Annotated in this window: 22 protein-coding genes and 1 CRISPR repeat array; of the genes, 4 read left to right on the top strand and 18 right to left on the bottom strand. The window is 67.1% G+C overall.

Annotated elements, in window-relative coordinates:
• Positions 1-121 precede the first annotated feature (121 nt).
• Positions 122-925 (bottom strand): hypothetical protein, encoded by an 804-nt coding sequence (locus J2852_RS24085; RefSeq protein WP_209880623.1) that lies wholly within the window; start codon positions 923-925, stop codon positions 122-124.
• Between the two features lie 497 nt (positions 926-1,422).
• Complete coding sequence (locus J2852_RS24090) at positions 1,423-1,635, bottom strand: hypothetical protein (protein WP_209880625.1); 213 nt, start codon at positions 1,633-1,635, stop codon at positions 1,423-1,425.
• 184 nt (positions 1,636-1,819) lie between these two features.
• On the opposite strand from J2852_RS24090, the gene J2852_RS24095 reads away from it, so the two are divergent.
• Positions 1,820-2,221: a response regulator gene (locus J2852_RS24095; protein ID WP_209880627.1), complete on the top strand. Its 402-nt coding sequence runs from the start codon at positions 1,820-1,822 to the stop codon at positions 2,219-2,221.
• A 93-nt stretch (positions 2,222-2,314) separates the two neighbouring features.
• Positions 2,315-3,625: a hypothetical protein gene (locus J2852_RS24100; protein WP_209880629.1), complete on the top strand. Its 1,311-nt coding sequence runs from the start codon at positions 2,315-2,317 to the stop codon at positions 3,623-3,625.
• Between the two features lie 76 nt (positions 3,626-3,701).
• Here the strand turns inward: J2852_RS24100 and J2852_RS24105 are convergent, their stop codons facing one another.
• Complete coding sequence (locus J2852_RS24105; RefSeq protein ID WP_209880631.1) at positions 3,702-3,851, bottom strand: hypothetical protein; 150 nt, start codon at positions 3,849-3,851, stop codon at positions 3,702-3,704.
• Positions 3,852-4,090: 239 nt separating this feature from the next.
• On the opposite strand from J2852_RS24105, the gene J2852_RS24110 reads away from it, so the two are divergent.
• The gene (locus J2852_RS24110) at positions 4,091-4,318 is read left to right on the top strand and encodes a hypothetical protein (protein WP_209880633.1); all 228 of its coding nucleotides are present in this window, start codon (positions 4,091-4,093) and stop codon (positions 4,316-4,318) included.
• A gap of 116 nt (positions 4,319-4,434) precedes the next feature.
• Here J2852_RS24110 and J2852_RS24115 read toward each other — a convergent pair whose 3' ends face one another.
• The 10 genes from J2852_RS24115 to J2852_RS24160 form a co-directional block, all read right to left on the bottom strand.
• Positions 4,435-4,659 (bottom strand): hypothetical protein, encoded by a 225-nt coding sequence (locus J2852_RS24115; protein WP_209880635.1) that lies wholly within the window; start codon positions 4,657-4,659, stop codon positions 4,435-4,437.
• Positions 4,660-5,037: 378 nt separating this feature from the next.
• A complete protein-coding gene (locus J2852_RS24120) occupies positions 5,038-5,349 on the bottom strand; it encodes a hypothetical protein (protein WP_209880636.1) in 312 nt (103 codons plus the stop codon).
• Positions 5,342-5,632, bottom strand: a complete 291-nt coding sequence (locus tag J2852_RS24125) for a hypothetical protein (RefSeq protein ID WP_209880638.1) — start codon at positions 5,630-5,632, stop codon at positions 5,342-5,344. The genes J2852_RS24120 and J2852_RS24125 overlap by 8 nt, the downstream gene beginning before the upstream one ends.
• 7 nt (positions 5,633-5,639) lie before the next feature.
• Entirely contained in the window at positions 5,640-5,837 is a 198-nt protein-coding gene (locus tag J2852_RS24130) for a hypothetical protein (RefSeq protein WP_209880639.1), read from the bottom strand.
• A gap of 38 nt (positions 5,838-5,875) precedes the next feature.
• Entirely contained in the window at positions 5,876-6,109 is a 234-nt protein-coding gene (locus tag J2852_RS24135) for a hypothetical protein (protein ID WP_209880641.1), read from the bottom strand.
• Between the two features lie 512 nt (positions 6,110-6,621).
• Positions 6,622-6,891, bottom strand: coding sequence for a hypothetical protein (locus J2852_RS24140; RefSeq protein WP_209880643.1), 270 nt, complete (start codon positions 6,889-6,891; stop codon positions 6,622-6,624).
• Positions 6,892-6,926: 35 nt separating this feature from the next.
• Positions 6,927-7,427: a hypothetical protein gene (locus tag J2852_RS24145; RefSeq protein WP_209880644.1), complete on the bottom strand. Its 501-nt coding sequence runs from the start codon at positions 7,425-7,427 to the stop codon at positions 6,927-6,929.
• A gap of 208 nt (positions 7,428-7,635) precedes the next feature.
• Positions 7,636-8,250 (bottom strand): hypothetical protein, encoded by a 615-nt coding sequence (locus J2852_RS24150; protein WP_209880646.1) that lies wholly within the window; start codon positions 8,248-8,250, stop codon positions 7,636-7,638.
• Between the two features lie 79 nt (positions 8,251-8,329).
• Positions 8,330-9,070, bottom strand: coding sequence for a hypothetical protein (locus J2852_RS24155; RefSeq protein ID WP_209880648.1), 741 nt, complete (start codon positions 9,068-9,070; stop codon positions 8,330-8,332).
• A 19-nt stretch (positions 9,071-9,089) separates the two neighbouring features.
• On the bottom strand, positions 9,090-9,323 hold the full coding sequence (locus J2852_RS24160; RefSeq protein WP_209880650.1) for a hypothetical protein: 234 nt from the start codon (positions 9,321-9,323) through the stop codon (positions 9,090-9,092).
• A gap of 99 nt (positions 9,324-9,422) precedes the next feature.
• On the opposite strand from J2852_RS24160, the gene J2852_RS24165 reads away from it, so the two are divergent.
• Positions 9,423-9,581, top strand: a complete 159-nt coding sequence (locus tag J2852_RS24165) for a hypothetical protein (protein WP_209880651.1) — start codon at positions 9,423-9,425, stop codon at positions 9,579-9,581.
• A gap of 221 nt (positions 9,582-9,802) precedes the next feature.
• Positions 9,803-10,807: direct repeats of the CRISPR family, unit length 29 nt; unit sequence CGGTTCACCCCCGCGTGCGCGGGGAAGGG.
• A gap of 107 nt (positions 10,808-10,914) precedes the next feature.
• On the opposite strand, the gene cas2e is transcribed toward J2852_RS24165, so the two are convergent.
• From cas2e to cas7e, 5 genes are read right to left on the bottom strand one after another with little or no spacing between them, the layout of a single operon-like run.
• A complete protein-coding gene (cas2e, locus tag J2852_RS24170) occupies positions 10,915-11,202 on the bottom strand; it encodes a type I-E CRISPR-associated endoribonuclease Cas2e (RefSeq protein ID WP_209880653.1) in 288 nt (95 codons plus the stop codon).
• Positions 11,183-12,103 (bottom strand): type I-E CRISPR-associated endonuclease Cas1e, encoded by a 921-nt coding sequence (cas1e, locus tag J2852_RS24175; protein WP_209880655.1) that lies wholly within the window; start codon positions 12,101-12,103, stop codon positions 11,183-11,185. The genes cas2e and cas1e overlap by 20 nt, the downstream gene beginning before the upstream one ends.
• The gene (cas6e, locus tag J2852_RS24180) at positions 12,100-12,768 is read right to left on the bottom strand and encodes a type I-E CRISPR-associated protein Cas6/Cse3/CasE (protein WP_209880657.1); all 669 of its coding nucleotides are present in this window, start codon (positions 12,766-12,768) and stop codon (positions 12,100-12,102) included. The genes cas1e and cas6e overlap by 4 nt, the downstream gene beginning before the upstream one ends.
• A 2-nt stretch (positions 12,769-12,770) precedes the next feature.
• Positions 12,771-13,673: a type I-E CRISPR-associated protein Cas5/CasD gene (locus J2852_RS24185; RefSeq protein ID WP_209880659.1), complete on the bottom strand. Its 903-nt coding sequence runs from the start codon at positions 13,671-13,673 to the stop codon at positions 12,771-12,773.
• Positions 13,674-13,680: 7 nt separating this feature from the next.
• The gene (gene cas7e, locus J2852_RS24190; protein ID WP_209880661.1) at positions 13,681-14,718 is read right to left on the bottom strand and encodes a type I-E CRISPR-associated protein Cas7/Cse4/CasC; all 1,038 of its coding nucleotides are present in this window, start codon (positions 14,716-14,718) and stop codon (positions 13,681-13,683) included.
• Positions 14,719-14,748: the final 30 nt, after the last annotated feature.

The following is a 14,748-nucleotide window of genomic DNA, read 5'->3' on the forward strand; positions in this document are numbered from 1 at the left end:
CCCGGAACCTCGGTGGCGAAGGTCCTGGGAGGCGCGGGGCGCTTCCCGCCCCGCTTGACTTCCTCTGCGCGAACCCCGCTTTGTGTCCGGCGCCGGGCTGCGCGTGGGAGGCCCTGCCCTACTACATGATCAAACGGCCACGGTCGCCGAAGCACGTCGGCTTGATGTCCAGAGACGCGACAGTCTCCAGGCGTTGCTTGCGGCATTTGAGGCTGCTGACACTGTACTGGAGCCAGGCACCGGTCCGGCGCTCAAGCCAGCCGGACGCGAATACATCGCCGGCGTTAAAGCCCGCATTGCCAACGGACACCCACTCCTCACCACGATCGGTCGGCCACAGCGCGACGTGGACGGACACCTCGTCGAATCCCGCGTCGCCGACGTAGCCGATGGCCGGGATGTCCCCGATGGTGAAACGGAACACGGCGCCCGAACCGCCGGGCTGGCGGTGCTGTTGGGCACGGTCGGGGGTCCAGCCCGGCCAGCGGTTATCACCCGGCCTCACCGAGATGAGGCGCTGCTCGACGGCCGTGTTCACCGCCGCGACCATGACGTTACGCCAAGCCCGTGCGCGGATGCTCGTGTAGTCGATTGCGTCGGCCGAGGCCGGTCGCGTTTTGATGAGGATCTTGCCGTCCTCCGGCACCCGGAGAAACGCGAACAGGCCCAGCCCGTCGTCGGGCGACATGGCATCGACGCCGAGTTCGGAGAGGCGCCGGAAGAACGCCACCTCATCGAGAAGGCGGATCTCCGGATCCCGCGGATCACGGCGCTCAATGTCGGCGAGCAGAGCAGCGTGCTTGCTGTAGCCAGCCGCAGCGGCCATGGCTTCGGACAGGTGCGAGGACTTCGCGTCGGGTATGACGTCGCGCACGGCGCGCTTGACGGTCAAAACGTTGTCGGCGGTCAGAATCAGAGCGGTCATGAGAGTCGCCTCATGCTGGGGTGGTGTCGATGCCCGCCGCTTAACATCGACCAGCAAAACGCGAGGTCGACTTGGTGCTCTGTTTGCCCACGTTTAACTCGGCGGTAAGTTGGGCTTGGGCGGCCAACACCTAAGGTGAGGCAGCGTGGGCTTGGCGTCAAGGTGGTAATGATCGTTTTCTTCGTCCCCGCCGCCACTAGTGTCGTGAGATGCCGGAATCCGCAATCGAGACATAATCGACACCGGGGATGATCGGGGGCACCGCAGCCCATCCCGGGCCGCCGAACCCAAGGAAAACCCTCATGTCCGGCCTCCAGGAAATTATCGTCATCCTCACCGCCATAGACCTCATCATCCAGCGTGTCGGCCCGCTCGTGCGGGCGATCGAGCCGCTGCTGACGATGTGATCAAAGCGACGAGCGCAGGCATAGACAGGCGAGGATAGGCCGGGCGCGGCGCGCCCGGCGTCTCCCTTCGGCGGCCCGGAGGCCGCGCCGTCAGTAAGACAGGATGCTCGTCTCGACGACGGCCTTGGCCGGCTGGAGCCAGCCCATCACTCCCCAGCCGCCGACCAGGACGTGGACGGCCATGTAGGCGATGCCGGTGACGTAGATCGTCGGCTTGTGCCGCATCAGGCAGGCAACCCAGTAGGCGCCCAACAGGGCCAGACAGACGACGGCGGCGGTGGCGATGACTGCAGATGCGGTCATGATGAAAACCCTTCTGTTTGAGCCGGAAAAACCCCGGTCTTTCCAGTGTCACCCGGATTTATGCAAGCCACCCCGGCGACATGCGCGTCCGGATTTGTGGACTGGTCGCGCCCGCCCGGCGCCCTTGCGCCCGCCGCTGCCGAGGCATAGACATCGGAATCCGCAACCGATCCGAGCCGCCACCGTGGACATCCAGAACACCCGCATCCTGCTCATCAACGCCAACGACGCCCTGCGCGCATCGGATCGTGATGTCCTGCAGGCCGCCGGATTTTCGACGGTCATCGAGGGCAAAGAGCCGCCGGTCGAGGGCGTTGTCGCCGCCGGAGCCTGGGGGCAATGGGACCTGCTCATCGTCGAGTGGCGGCCCGATGGTCTGGAGATGGTGCAGGCCCTGCGCGCCGAAGAAGGCACGCGGCACAAGCCGGTGATCGGCATCACCAGCGACCCGTCGCCGGAATTGGCCGTCGAAGCACTCAGGGTGGCCGGCGCGAACGGCTGGATCGTCCGGCCCATCAGCGACCCTGTGCGACGCGTCCAGACAGCCATCGAGCGCGCCGCCGCCAAGGCCGCCGAAGTGGCTTGAGCAAGCCGCGGAATCCATCGATTCCGGTCGGCCGGCCCGGCTTATTTTCGCTTCGCTGTGAGACCATGATCCCGCAAGCGCGGGAGAAAGAGCATGGCGCAGTTGAGCAGGACCGAGCAACGCAAGGTCAATGAGGTCGCGGATTACCTGCGCGGCCTGGACGCCGCCACGGCGGCGGCCATCGCGCCGCGCCTGACCGCCGGACTGTCTGCCGGGGCATCGGCCGGCATCACCCGCGCCGCCGAGCAGCGCGTTCGCGGCACCCGCGACTTGAGCCGCGAGTGGGCCGAGGCCGACACCCGGCAGCGCGCGTTGGAGAACCGCCGCCTGGACGAATTCCGGGGCCGCCAGCAGGCGCAACGCGCCGCCCAGGCGCGCCGGGAACGGGATCTCCAAATCTGGCTCCTGTTTCAGCAGATCGACGATCTGCGCCGCATGTCCGACCGCCAGGCCACCGCGCATTTCCGCGCGGCGATGGTGGCCGACCAGACCTGGCCGGCCGCGCGCGAAGCGCTGCGCACGGCCATGATCACCTCGTCGACCGAAGCCTTCCTCGACCGCAAGCGCGAGGCCGCCTTAGCGAACGGCACTCCACTGGCCGGCGTGGAGACCTTTGACGCGGTGCGCCACATCCTTTCGTCCGACACGGTGAAGGGCATCATCCGGGAAGCGCTCATGGAGGCTCGCCCGGCCGACGACCAGCCGCAGGCTGCCGCCGAGAAGGCTGTTGCCGCCCGCGAGACCATCGAGACCCGCCTGATGCAGGCCTTGGACGCCGGCAACGCGCCGCTGTCGCTGGAACAGCGAGCGGCTTTTGAGACGTCGATCCGGGGCTCCCTGGCCGACCATTTCCGGGAATTCGGGCTGGGCGCGGGCGTTCCGGTGGCGGCGGCCGAAATCGAGGCGCACGCCGAGGCCCTGCGCGGGCGCATTACCACCGACCTTGCCGACCTCCTGATGGACGACGGGCTTGGCCTCGATGCCCAGCACTACTGCGCCATGCTGACCAGCATCAACACGTCGATTTCGGCCCTCACCACCTTGCCGGCCGCTGAGCGTGAGGCGGCGGCGAACGCCATGATGATCGACCACCAGCGCAAGATGATCGGCTCGGGCCTGGATCCGTCCGGGTGCAGCCCGGAGACCATCATGGCCCAGGCGGCAAGGTCAATGTACGAGGTGGCCGCCCGCACCCTGTCAGACCCGGCGGTCGCCTCCCAGGAAGACCTGGATATGGCCCGCGCGCTCGCCGAGATCGCGCAGCGTCGGCCGGAAATGGATCTGCAGCCGGCGGCTCCGGCGCTGACCGTCGGCGGCGTCCTTGATCGCCTGCACCAGCGCCGGGCGGCAGCCTTGGACCAGTCGGCCGACCTCGCGGCTGAGGAAACCATGCGCCCCCGCTGACTCCGTTGACACCGCTGACACAGAAGCGGCGGGGTGTCCGGACACCCCGCCGCCTCATCCAGCCGTTACGCCGTCGTCAGGCATGGCCAGCCCACGCCATCAGCGTGGCGAAGACAAGGTAGGACGCGCCATAGCGGAGCGTCGTATCACTCCGGACGACGGCGCGAACGAAGCCGACGAAGGCCAAAATGACCAGCGAGGCGAAGAAGAGAATGTCCGTGGACATGGTGCGTTTCTCCTGAGTCGTGCACCGCGACAACCGGATTGGCTGCCGCTCAATACACGCTCCCGCGGCCCCGGAACTTTCGCAAGCACCATCGTGATCGCGGCACTGGAAGTCGCGTCAACCTTAACTTTTGCGAAAGCCGAGGCGGCCAGGCGGCGATGTCGGATGCGGAACAAAAGGCGCACGGCCACGCGTGGCCGTGCTACGGTGCCGCGCCATCCGACCGGAGAGTCGACACCGTGAAGACATGGGCCGTCCTGGGATTCCGCGCCGCCGAGGAGACGGTGCCAGCGGTGATCTGGCACGCCGTTGCCGAAACGGCTGGCGACGCCGAACAGGTCGTCCGCGACGGGGACCCCGGCTCGGCGGAGTACGTGATCCGTGCCCACGCCACGGCGATCCGCGGCACCCACAGCGGCGGACCGGCAAACTTGTACAGAGGCCCTTGGTCCTGGGATCGGCTGTAGCGCAATCGAGGCCCGCAACTGCGCTGGTTCAGGGGTGTGCAAATTTTCACAGGGGGCTTGGGGCGGCATTTCCCCAATGGGGAAGGGCCGGAGCCTGGTGTTTGTCCCGGCGCCGGCTACCGCCCACGCAACAGCAGCGCCCGGGCAGCGCCGGACACCGCCGGGCCTTGGCTGTGCGCGTCACGCTGCAGGCCGTAGACCAGCGTGGCCCGCGCCTGTGCCACGGCGACCGACAGGGGCGTCGGCTCCGCCTTCTCCACCGCGGCGGCGGCGGCCATCCCAGCGGCCAGGTCCTTCACCAAGGCGTCCGCCGTGGTCGTCTGCGCTGCTGCGATCATCATCCCTGCCCTCCCCGCTGTGATTCTGGTGTGGCGTCCAGTCGCCCGGATGCGGAGGCGGCGGCACGTTGTCGGCCTCGATCCGCAGCGCGGGATCGTCGTCGAGATCCGGGTGCTGGGCTGCGATGCGGTCCAACAGGCGCGTCAGCCGGCCGACGGTCGCCGGGAAGACCGCCCCGGAATCCGCTATGTCGGCCAGCACGGCGCGAAGGCGGCGCAGACCGTAGAGCCGGGCGGCTTCCTCGATCAGGTCGCGGCGCTCGATGAACAGGGCGACCTCAATCATCCAGTCATTATCCTCCAACCGCGCGGGCTCCAGGCCCGACGCCGCCGAGACACGGCCGCGGAAATCATCGGTGCCGGTGACCATGGTGCCGGGCCTCAGTGCAGGGGCTTGATGAGGATGCGACGGGTTTTTGGCGCCGGGGCAGCGGCGGCGCGGGCCTCGGCCTGCGCGGCGAAACCGCGGCTGCCCTGCGTCCTGACGGCCAAGCCGCGGGCCGCGAGGGCGGCCATCTTGGCCACCTGCTCAGGCGTCACCTTGGCGGCTGGGTCGCCGTCGATCCAGCGATACAGGTGGTCGATGAGCAGACCCGCGTGTGTCGCCAGGCCAAGGATCACCGCGTGCCCCCGGCGGCGCAGGTACTCGCGCAGTAACTCGCCAACAATGTCAACTTCCTGCTGGTCAGCCATGACCCACTCCTCCATCCTTTTGCTGTGGACGCGGCCGCAGGTCCGGCTTGCCCTGCGCCTTGGCCTCGCTCCAGTCCGGCCGCGCACGCACGCGAGCGCCGCACCGGCTGCAGGTCAGCATGATCGACGGGATGCTCCGCGCCGGTCCGAGACGCTCAATCACCGGGCCGATCGGCACGACAGCGTGATGGCCGCAACCGCACCACCCCTCCAGCCCGGCGACACCGTTTTGCCGCGCGTTGGCCAGCGTCATGCCGCCTTCGACGATGTGATTCCGCTCCATGGCCGGCTCAAAACGGAATCAAGGGGCCGTCATCGGCCCCATCGGCGGGAGTGACGCACCCTGCAGTGACGGCCTGGGCCATGCCCCGGCGGAGCGCGCGGATGCGGCGGCCGCGCAGGATGACCTGATCGTTGTGAGCGATGAGCCGCCCGAGGTCGCCGCCGAACAGCGCAACCTCTCGCTCCGGGTCGTAGATCCGGGCCAAGTCTAAGTCGGACTCAGATTTCCTCGCCATGGCGGGCCTCACCGGACACGCGGACGCGAGGGGGGGCCGTAGTCGGCGAGACGGCTCACAGCCGCATCGAAGTCCTCGTCCAGCAAAATGATCTTCGCGCCGGACAGGCTCAGCATGGTCCTGCCATCCTCCAACTCATGTATGCCCATGATGCTGTTCGGCCGGATCGCATGCCGACGGCCTTCTGCTGCATCGCGGAGGACGATGTAGGGCCCCTGCTGGCTGCCATCCTCGATTTCCATGACATCCTCCCCATCGCCGCCGCATCTGCGGACTCGAACCCTGCAAGCAGGTATCTGTTCCTGCATCTTCTCCATTTGTTCGCGGTTTGCAACCGAAATCCATCTCGGCCAAACGTCGTAATTGATTGATTTAAAAAGCGAAATCGTGACGTCACGGAATGCGCTGTCGATGCGCCACGCATGCGCTCGGCATGCCGTCGGCGCTGCACGGCGGTGTGCGATCGACCCACCCGCGACCCTGGCGCGGGCCTGACACGTGGGTGGGGTAAGGGGTGTGTCCTACCTGTCGCAGGCCGGTGCATGCAGGGTTTCCCGGCCGCGCTTTGCGGGCGCGGGGAGATCCGCCGGGTCGGCATCCGTGGCAGAGTGGTGGGCGCGCCTACCCTGCTCTGCGCGTTGTCCTGGCCCTGCCGGCGCCGTCTGGCCGCCGCGGAGCAGCGACAAAACCTCAAAGGGCCACCCGGTCTTCCAGGTGGCCCTTCTTCCTTCCGCATCCCGTCTCCGAATCCCCGCTACCGCTGTTCCGGCGTCGCTGCTCGCCGCCCGGACCGGTCCCGCGCGCCCTTCGGACGCCCGGTCTTGCGCGGCATCAAGTTGGGGGACTCCTCCAGGCCCAGCCCCTTGATGGCGGCCCGGATCAGGGCGGCGGCGGTGGAGCAGCCGGGGTACGCGGCGGCCAGGGCCTCGCGCAGGGCCGGCTTGACCAGGGCGTCGGTGCGGTCCACGCCCCCGGTGGCCTTTCGCCGCCGGGAGGAGGGGGAGGTGGGCTTGGTCGAGGCCATGTTTGCTGGTCCTTCTTTTTTGGGGTGGTTGGCGGTCAGACGGTGACGGTGGAGGCGGTGATCATGCGGGCGAGCATCGCGTCGAGCGCGGCCTGCGTCACGGCGTCGGCCACGCCGTCACCGTCGAGCACGCTGTCGGAGGTCTTGGCGTTGTCGAGCCGGCCGACCGTGTGCCACGTCCCCGACCAGCGCGCCTGCAGGGTGATGTTGTCGTCGGTCGCGCCGGCTAGGCGGAGGTCGGCCGTGGTCAGCGCCCCGGAGGGCGCGGCGAACCTGAGCCGGTCCCCGGCGGTCTCGTCGTAATCCATGACCCGGACATCGGCGCTGCCGCCGAGTGGCTTGATCGAGATGAGATCGGCGCCAGCGTCGCCGTAAACGTCGATTCGACCGGAGCCAGCCCTGTTGATGGCCAGCGTGTCGGAGCCGCCATTGCCGTGGATGACGAGGGTGTCGTCGGCCTGCTGGGGATGGCTTGTGTCAACGGAGATGGAGTCGGCGCCGGAGGATCCGTCGATCCCCTCAAAATCGATTGCCATGAGACAGTGCGACGTGCCAGAGCCGACGCGATGCCCCGCCGCCGACCGACCGCCAACGAGACGCCGCCGACGCCGGGAGATCGCGCGCGACCGGCGCAAGGCTGACCTAATCCTGGCGTTCCGATGGCTGCCGCGCGCCTACGAACCCCTGCCGGAGGGGGCCGACTTGGCCCGACCGGTGGACGCGCGTCCCAGGAAGTGATCGCGGCTACTTTCCTATCCCCAATCTGCCCGCCAGCGTCCCAATTCGGTTGAGCAGCCGACCAGTGAGAGGAGGGGCTTTGCCTGGCACTCTGTAGGCTTCCCGTCGGAGCGTATGAACAATTCGGTCGCGCGCCTTGGCAGATCTCGGCACCCATCGCTCGGATCCGTCCCAGACGGCGACCGAATCGTGAGGCAGAGTCAGGCAGTTGAGATGCCCTTCACCAGGTGACGGCTTCTGCGCTCCGCTGAATGTCCCTACGATAATCCAACCTCGCTCATGGGCTCCTAAAGCACCATCTGGCACAATCTGGAAGCCTTGAATCTTTTCAGGTTTGATGCGCTGCAAATCGATGCGGCTTAAAAACCACGAGCGTGGAAACTTTGTCCACTTTCCGACAGCGTCAGTCAAACTCTCATAGAACCATACCCCTCCCCATCCACCACCGTTCGGGATGTCGAACCCCGAGGAGTCTGTGGGCTTGTCCCAATTGTTAGGGAGCCGGAAGAAAAATGGTTTCGAAAAATACTTCTCTATAGATGTCTCGTCGGCACTTTCGACACGGTACCCAAAACGAAGCACTCTCTTGTTGCTTCCAGGTGTGGTGGTGGCGATCAACATCGCGTTCTCGTTGTGTCGTAGGCGTGAGCATGGGGCAAGGGTCTTATTTGCAGAGAGCGGCGCGGATGGCGTCAGGCTTTCAAGCCGTGCCCGCCCGCTCGCCGCGACCGTGCGCCAATGGCAATCCGGTGAATGGGTTGGATGAGAAGTCGTCGAAGCACCATCCGCTTCGCTCGACAGCCTGACGCACGCTGCTCGTCTTGTGACGCTGGAGCCGCTCCAGCAGGGCGGCTTCAACGTTTCCGACGCCGTCGAGCAACGGCGCCCAGGGAAGTTGGCGGTAGACTTCGGGCTTGCGCAAGGGCTGGCCGGTCGGGTTGAAGCCATATAGGTCGGCCACCCGGTACCGCAGCAGGGCCTTGATCTCCTCGTCCTTGTCCGTCACGCGGGACAGGAAGGCCGGCGAGACGCATAGGTTCGCCAAGTTGGTGAAGCAAAGGATCTGCTGCTCGACATCGCCTTCGTCACCGGCGTAGATGTGATTCAGGGCGAGGTTCCGGCCGAGAAGGCTCGTCAGCCGCTTGGTTTCGCCGTCCTCCTGGATAACCTGGATGACATTCGCTGTGGTGAACAGCAGGTGAGGACCGGCATTGTCGTCGTTCATCAGCGAGGAGTCGTCCTCGCAGAAGTCCCTGCGTTTGGCCCCATGGCGCCACATTCGGAAGACATTCAAGTTCCTAGTCTGCGCGACGGCTTCCTTCGACGGAAAAACGGTGAGCGCCGCGACGGCCGCCGGCAGATTTCCGTAGTGCGTGCCGCTGACCACGGCCTTCAGTGCGGCTAAACCGTCAAAGTTGTGCTCGGCAAGGGTGGGTGGCATGGGCTGTCCTGGGTCATCGTTAAAGCAGCGGCGGTTGCACGCGGTCGCCATCATCCGCGTGTCGGCGCGCGGCGTCCACCGCAGCATCCTGGGCACCCTCCTGGCTGTGCGCCAGACCGCTGGTGATCTGCTCACCGGCGACCATCACCACCCAAGCCCACCGGCCATCGGGCTTCCACATCACGGCTAGGTCGCAGCCATGCGCGCGGGCAACAGCGTGGCGGGTGAACCAGGCGGGAGCGGTGTTCGGCATCGTGTCCTCGGTGGCGGGATGGGTGGCACAGTGCCACAGCACAGTTGACGCACCTGCACGACGGCCTGTTCGGCCTCGACATCACCCGGCAGCCGACGCGTGACGACGGTTGTGGCCGATCTTGAAGGAGGTCTGCTGGCGTTCGCCGCCGGGCTGGCCGAGGAGGAGCGCGACGAGTTCCGCCTGACGGCGCCGCTTGCCTACGTGGAGTTGGTCGACAGCGGCTGGCTGCACGAGCAGAAGGAACGGTTACGTTGACATCGTAGGGGCCGCAGGTTGCGCCCACCATCCACGAAGGCCGAAACCCCAATGGGTTGTCGGCCTTCGCCATGTCTGGGGCGGGCTTTCCAAAGCAGCAATTGTCCCAAGACTGTCCCGAAAAGCCTTACACGTCCTGATGGACGAAGGGTTGCCTACAAAACAATCATCCGCAAAGTAGAGGAAGGGTGTGATCGCAACCTTGACCTGCGCCAAGCGATTGATTTACCCCCGCGTGCGCGGGGAAGGGTCCTCCCCCTCCCGCACAGGGGAGGGCTGAGACGGTTCACCCCCGCGCATGCGGGGAAAGGGAGCGGCGCACCCGGATCGTGCCGCTCACGTTCGGTTCACCCCTGCGCATGCGGGGAAAGGGCGCCGACCACCTGCAGGCCGGGGATCATCATCGGTTCACCCCCGCGTGCGCGGGGAAGGGGCTTCGGACCTGAACGCGAAGAAGTTCCTCGCCGGTTCACCCCTGCGTGCGCGGGGAAGGGTGATCGCGTAGGCTCCGCGCCCAATCGGGATGCGGTTCACCCCCGCGTGCGCGGGGAAGGGGGCCACACGATCCACTGGGTCGGCGCCGCCGTCGGTTCACCCCCGCGTGCGCGGGGAAGGGTTCCGGACCTTCAGCGTGTACTCGCACGAGATCGGTTCACCCTCGCGTGCGCGGGGAAGGGTACATCGTCGCTTCCTCTCTGGCGATGGCGAGCGGTTCACCCCCGCGTGCGCGGGGAAGGGGCCACCGAGGCGGTGGAGACTGTCCTGGGCGCCGGTTCACCCCCGCGTGCGCGGGGAAGGGCGGGAACTGGACTTCCGCGCCAGCACCGTCGGCGGTTCACCCCCGCGTGCGCGGGGAAGGGGGCGACGCGGCCCCAGACCTGGCCATCGTCTTCGGTTCACCCCCGCGTGCGCGGGGAAGGGGTCGCGGCGGACGTACGTGGCGTCGATGTGGTCGGTTCACCCCCGCGTGCGCGGGGAAGGGGACCCCAACGCCATCGCTCAGGGGAAGCACACCGGTTCACCCCCGCGTGCGCGGGGAAGGGGCGACCGTCTCCAGCCCTATGCTGTCCTGCTGCGGTTCACCCCCGCGTGCGCGGGGAAGGGCGACCACAGATCGATGCGTACGACGCGTGGGCCGGTTCACCCCCGCGTGCGCGGGGAAGGGGCAGGAGCGGGAGCGTCACTCGACCGTTCCTTCGGTTCACCCCCGCGTGCGCGGGGAAGGGTATGGCTGGAAGCCGTTGCTAAAACACAGGAATTCGCATTGCGGGAAGTCCACCAACTTCCTCCCGCATCACGAGCGTTGTTCACAATGTCCAGGAACCAACCTTCCTCATTCCCCTTCAGGATGGAAGGCGACCAGCGGGTAGCCATCGCTGTCCAACGGCATCCTGCGGGCGCGCCCGGCCGTGCGAAACGTAAACCCCGCTTCCAGGCTGGAGTTTGCCTCGACGAGAACCGCGTTCCCGTCCTCAATGTTTGCCACGATTTCATCCCAAAGCCGGTCACGCAGCCGTGGCGACGCCCGCCCGACGTAGACACCGGCGCGAACCTCCAGCAACCAAAGGGCTAGACGACCTCTCAGCCGTGGTGGGGCCGCCTCAAGAACGATGACCAGCATCGCCGCTCTGTTCCTTCTGCTCGATCGCGACTGGCAGTGCCTCGGGCGGAGCCGATGGCGGCTGGACACCATCAATGGTGAGCACATCCTCGATGAGCGGTACGATCCGTTTGAGCAGCCGGCCCTTCAGGAAGAGATCGCGGCAGGCGATCCTCGCCTCCCTCTCGGGCTGTTTCGGGTTCTGGGCCGCGACCCGGAACGCGGCCGGCACGCTGGTCTCGAACTTGACGATGTCGGCAATGTCGTAGACGAACGATTGCGGCTTTCCCGTGTGCAGAAAGCCGATGGCCGGAGCGTAGCCGGCGGCGAGAATGGCCGCTTCGCAGACCCCGTACAGGCACGCGTTGGCAGCACTCAGGCAAATATTGGCGACATCCCCTGAGGAGAACGCCTTCGGATCGTACCGCCGGCCATGCCATGCGACGTTGTTTTGGGTGGCCAGCAATTCGTACATCCGCTTGACGCGGGCGGCTTCCATCCCCCGCAACTGATCCAGGCTGCGGCGCTCCGGCGGTTCTTCACCAAATCGCAGGGCGTACATCTTGCGCACGACCTTGAGGCGGCATCCTTCGTCGAGCGCCAGGCGCGCCTGATGAAGCAAACGATCGGATCTCGCGCCGCCAGGCTGTCCCGCCGCATAGAGCCGCACCCCGCCGTCGCCGATCCAGACCAGGAGGCAACCGACCCTGGCGGCCAACTTCACCGCCTCGTGCGTAACCACCGCTCCCGGTTCCAGGAAGAGGACCGCCAACGCGCCGATCGGGATCTGCATGCGCACGCCCTGCTCGTCCGCCACGACCAAGGCGCCGTCCTCGACGTCGATCCGCCCGCGGCCGACCCAGACGAAGGACGAACGGTCCTTAATCGGAATCGGTCGTGGCGGCGGCAGCCCTGGCGTCAAGCCAGCCTCCGCAGCAGCAGCATGCCACAGCCGTAGATCTTCGCGCTGCCAATGCCGTTGAGGATGCCGGAGGCGAGCGCAGCGGGGTTCGTCACGGTCGCTGTCCCCGACACATCGATAGAGCGCACGGTGACCGGCCGACCGCCACGGTCATGTGGAAACTGATGCTTGGCCGACCCCTCGACCACCATGCCGTCCAGAGATGCATCCAGACCAACCTTGGCCAGGCGCGGCGCCAGCCATGCCGGCACGACGCGTCGCGCGGTCTCGTCCCAGCGCTCGTCCTTCGGAGCCGCGCGCCGCGCGTCGGTCACGACGTCGTGCTTCTTGCCGTCGCGCGACACCACCGGGTTGACGCGGATCGACCAAGCGACCCGTTCACCGGCCGCCTGCGGCAGCGGCATGCTCTTGCTTTCCACCGTCCACAGGCCAGTGGTGTCCTTCGGTGGTTCGGCCGAGTAAAGCAGGATGGGCTGGCGGACGCCGGCCCCCGTCATGCGGTAGAGGAATTGTCGGTCGCCGCCACGGTCGCCGAACAGACTCCACACCAGGTGGTGGGTGTGGCCCAGGCTCTGGGCCGTGCGCGCCAGATAGGCCACCAGCGCGCCGGACGAACCGTCGGCGTCCGGACGCAGTTCGATCTTCGAGAAGAGGATGGCGCTCATGATCAGTCCTCCCAGAACCGGTCCAGAATGGAGGAACTCCCGCCCGTCCCCGTGCCTCCGGCGGCCGGCAGGACCGGGCGGCGGATGGTCGCCCGCATCTCCGGACGCGTGGCGAAGCGCCAGTACACGCGGGAGGTCGGGTCGTCCTGGACAAGGCGCGTTTCCTCGGCGTCTGGCGCACCGGGAAAACCCTGATCCCAGGCCAACTCCACGTCACCGCTCAGCCGCCGCCGCAGGCTGCGGGAGAAGGATTTTAGGACCCCTTTTCCGAACTCCGGAACCGTCGGATAAGCGTCCAAAGCCTCGGTCAGCCCACCGTCAATGACCTTGGGATCGGGCGGCAGGCCCAGAGGCATGTCGCGCCGGCCAAGGTAGAGTTCGAAGGCCGGGCGGCGCAGCGCCCTGGCGATGGTGTCGAGATCAACGTCCGCTCCGGGGCGGGCAGCGAGGAAGATGCGCCAGACGCCGTCCTCGACGTGCTCGCGGTAGGTCACCATGGTGTGGAAGCGCTTCCACCCCGGCTTGCGAGGGTTGGCGCCCTCCGGCACCGTCCAGCGGACGTGGCGTTTGCCGTTCTCCTCCTTCAGCACCGGCTCGAAGCCAGCGGTGTCGAAGGCTTTGCCACGCGAGGCGAAGGGCGGCAGGTTCGAGGTTTCCACCGTCTGCACCGTGCGGAACTCGTTGCGCACGCGCCTCGGCCCTTCCGCGGCAACGGCGGTCCACAGGCCGGCCGCCATGCGCCTGCGGTCGTCCTCGTCGTCGCGCTCGATGCCGAGCGCCGCGTCGATCATGCCGAGCACGGCGCCGCGGCCGAAGTGGCGGGCGGTCGGGCGGTTGACCGTGCCGGCCTCCTGCGTACCGCAGGAGGCGAGCGCGCCATAGGCCCGGAAGCAGAGCGTCCTCATGGCCGCCTCAGCGAGCGGCGAAGGCGCAGGCCGCCGCCACCACCTCGTCCAGCGTGCCCTCGCCGGTCAGCACGTTGAAGGACGCGCGCTCCAGGTTCTCGCCGTAGATCCGGTCGAACTGCTCGGCCACTTCGGTGACGCGCTTGACCGCGACCGCGATCTGATCCCCTTCATCGATCGGGTTGTAGATCGCCGGAATCAGGTTGCGCGGCGCTGCGTTGCCCATTTCCACCATCATCCAGGTTGGCCGGGCATGCGTGCCGAAGGACGCCGACTTGCCGCCAGGAAAGGTGGTGGCGAGGCCGCGGACGTAGGCCGCCACGGCGCGCACCGCGAGATCTCGGTCGCCGCCCAGGTTCTTGACCAACTGATCGAGATTAATGGCCGACCAGCCGAGCATCACGCCGGCGCTGAAGCCCTGGTGGCCCATGAAGCCGGCGCCGACGTCCTCCTCCGCCGGCTTCTCGTCGTCAATGGCGACGTAGAAGTCGTTCTCCGTCGGCGCACGGCCAACCGAGATCGAGTGTGCCATCGACACGGCGGCGGTCATCCGGGCCTCCCCGCGGTCGGCGAACATGCGCCCGAACAGGGCGATGTCGACGGCGCGGACGGTGTTGTGGATGATCGCGTCGAAATCTTTGTCCTCGACCTTTTCGCCCGAAAGGATGCGGCGGGCCAGCGTTTCGGCGGCGTCGAGTTCTTCCGGCGCGATGAAGGCCAACTGCTCGGTCTGAGCCTTATCGGCCTTGGCCTTGCCGAACACGCCGACGATGGTCTTGACGGCCTCCTTCGCACGCTCCTCACCGAACTCGCCCTTCAGGCGCTCGATGATGAGATCACCGATGCGCTGCGTGCGGGTGCCGATGAGGCCGTCCACCGCTTGGGCGAAGGCCGCTGAGGTGCGCAGGGCGCGTTTCAGCGACTGGCTGGGGATGCGCAGGCGCTGCACGCCGTTGACGACGGCCGATTTCGGGCGACCGGCGTCGTCCCGCACGACGCAACCGGGGCCGACCGGGGTGATGGTGCTGATTTGGATCGTGTTCATGGATTCTGCTCCCGATGTTCCGCTGCCGCT

It is taken from the genome of Azospirillum soli (assembly GCF_017876165.1).
Classification (GTDB): Bacteria; Pseudomonadota; Alphaproteobacteria; order Azospirillales; family Azospirillaceae; genus Azospirillum; species Azospirillum soli.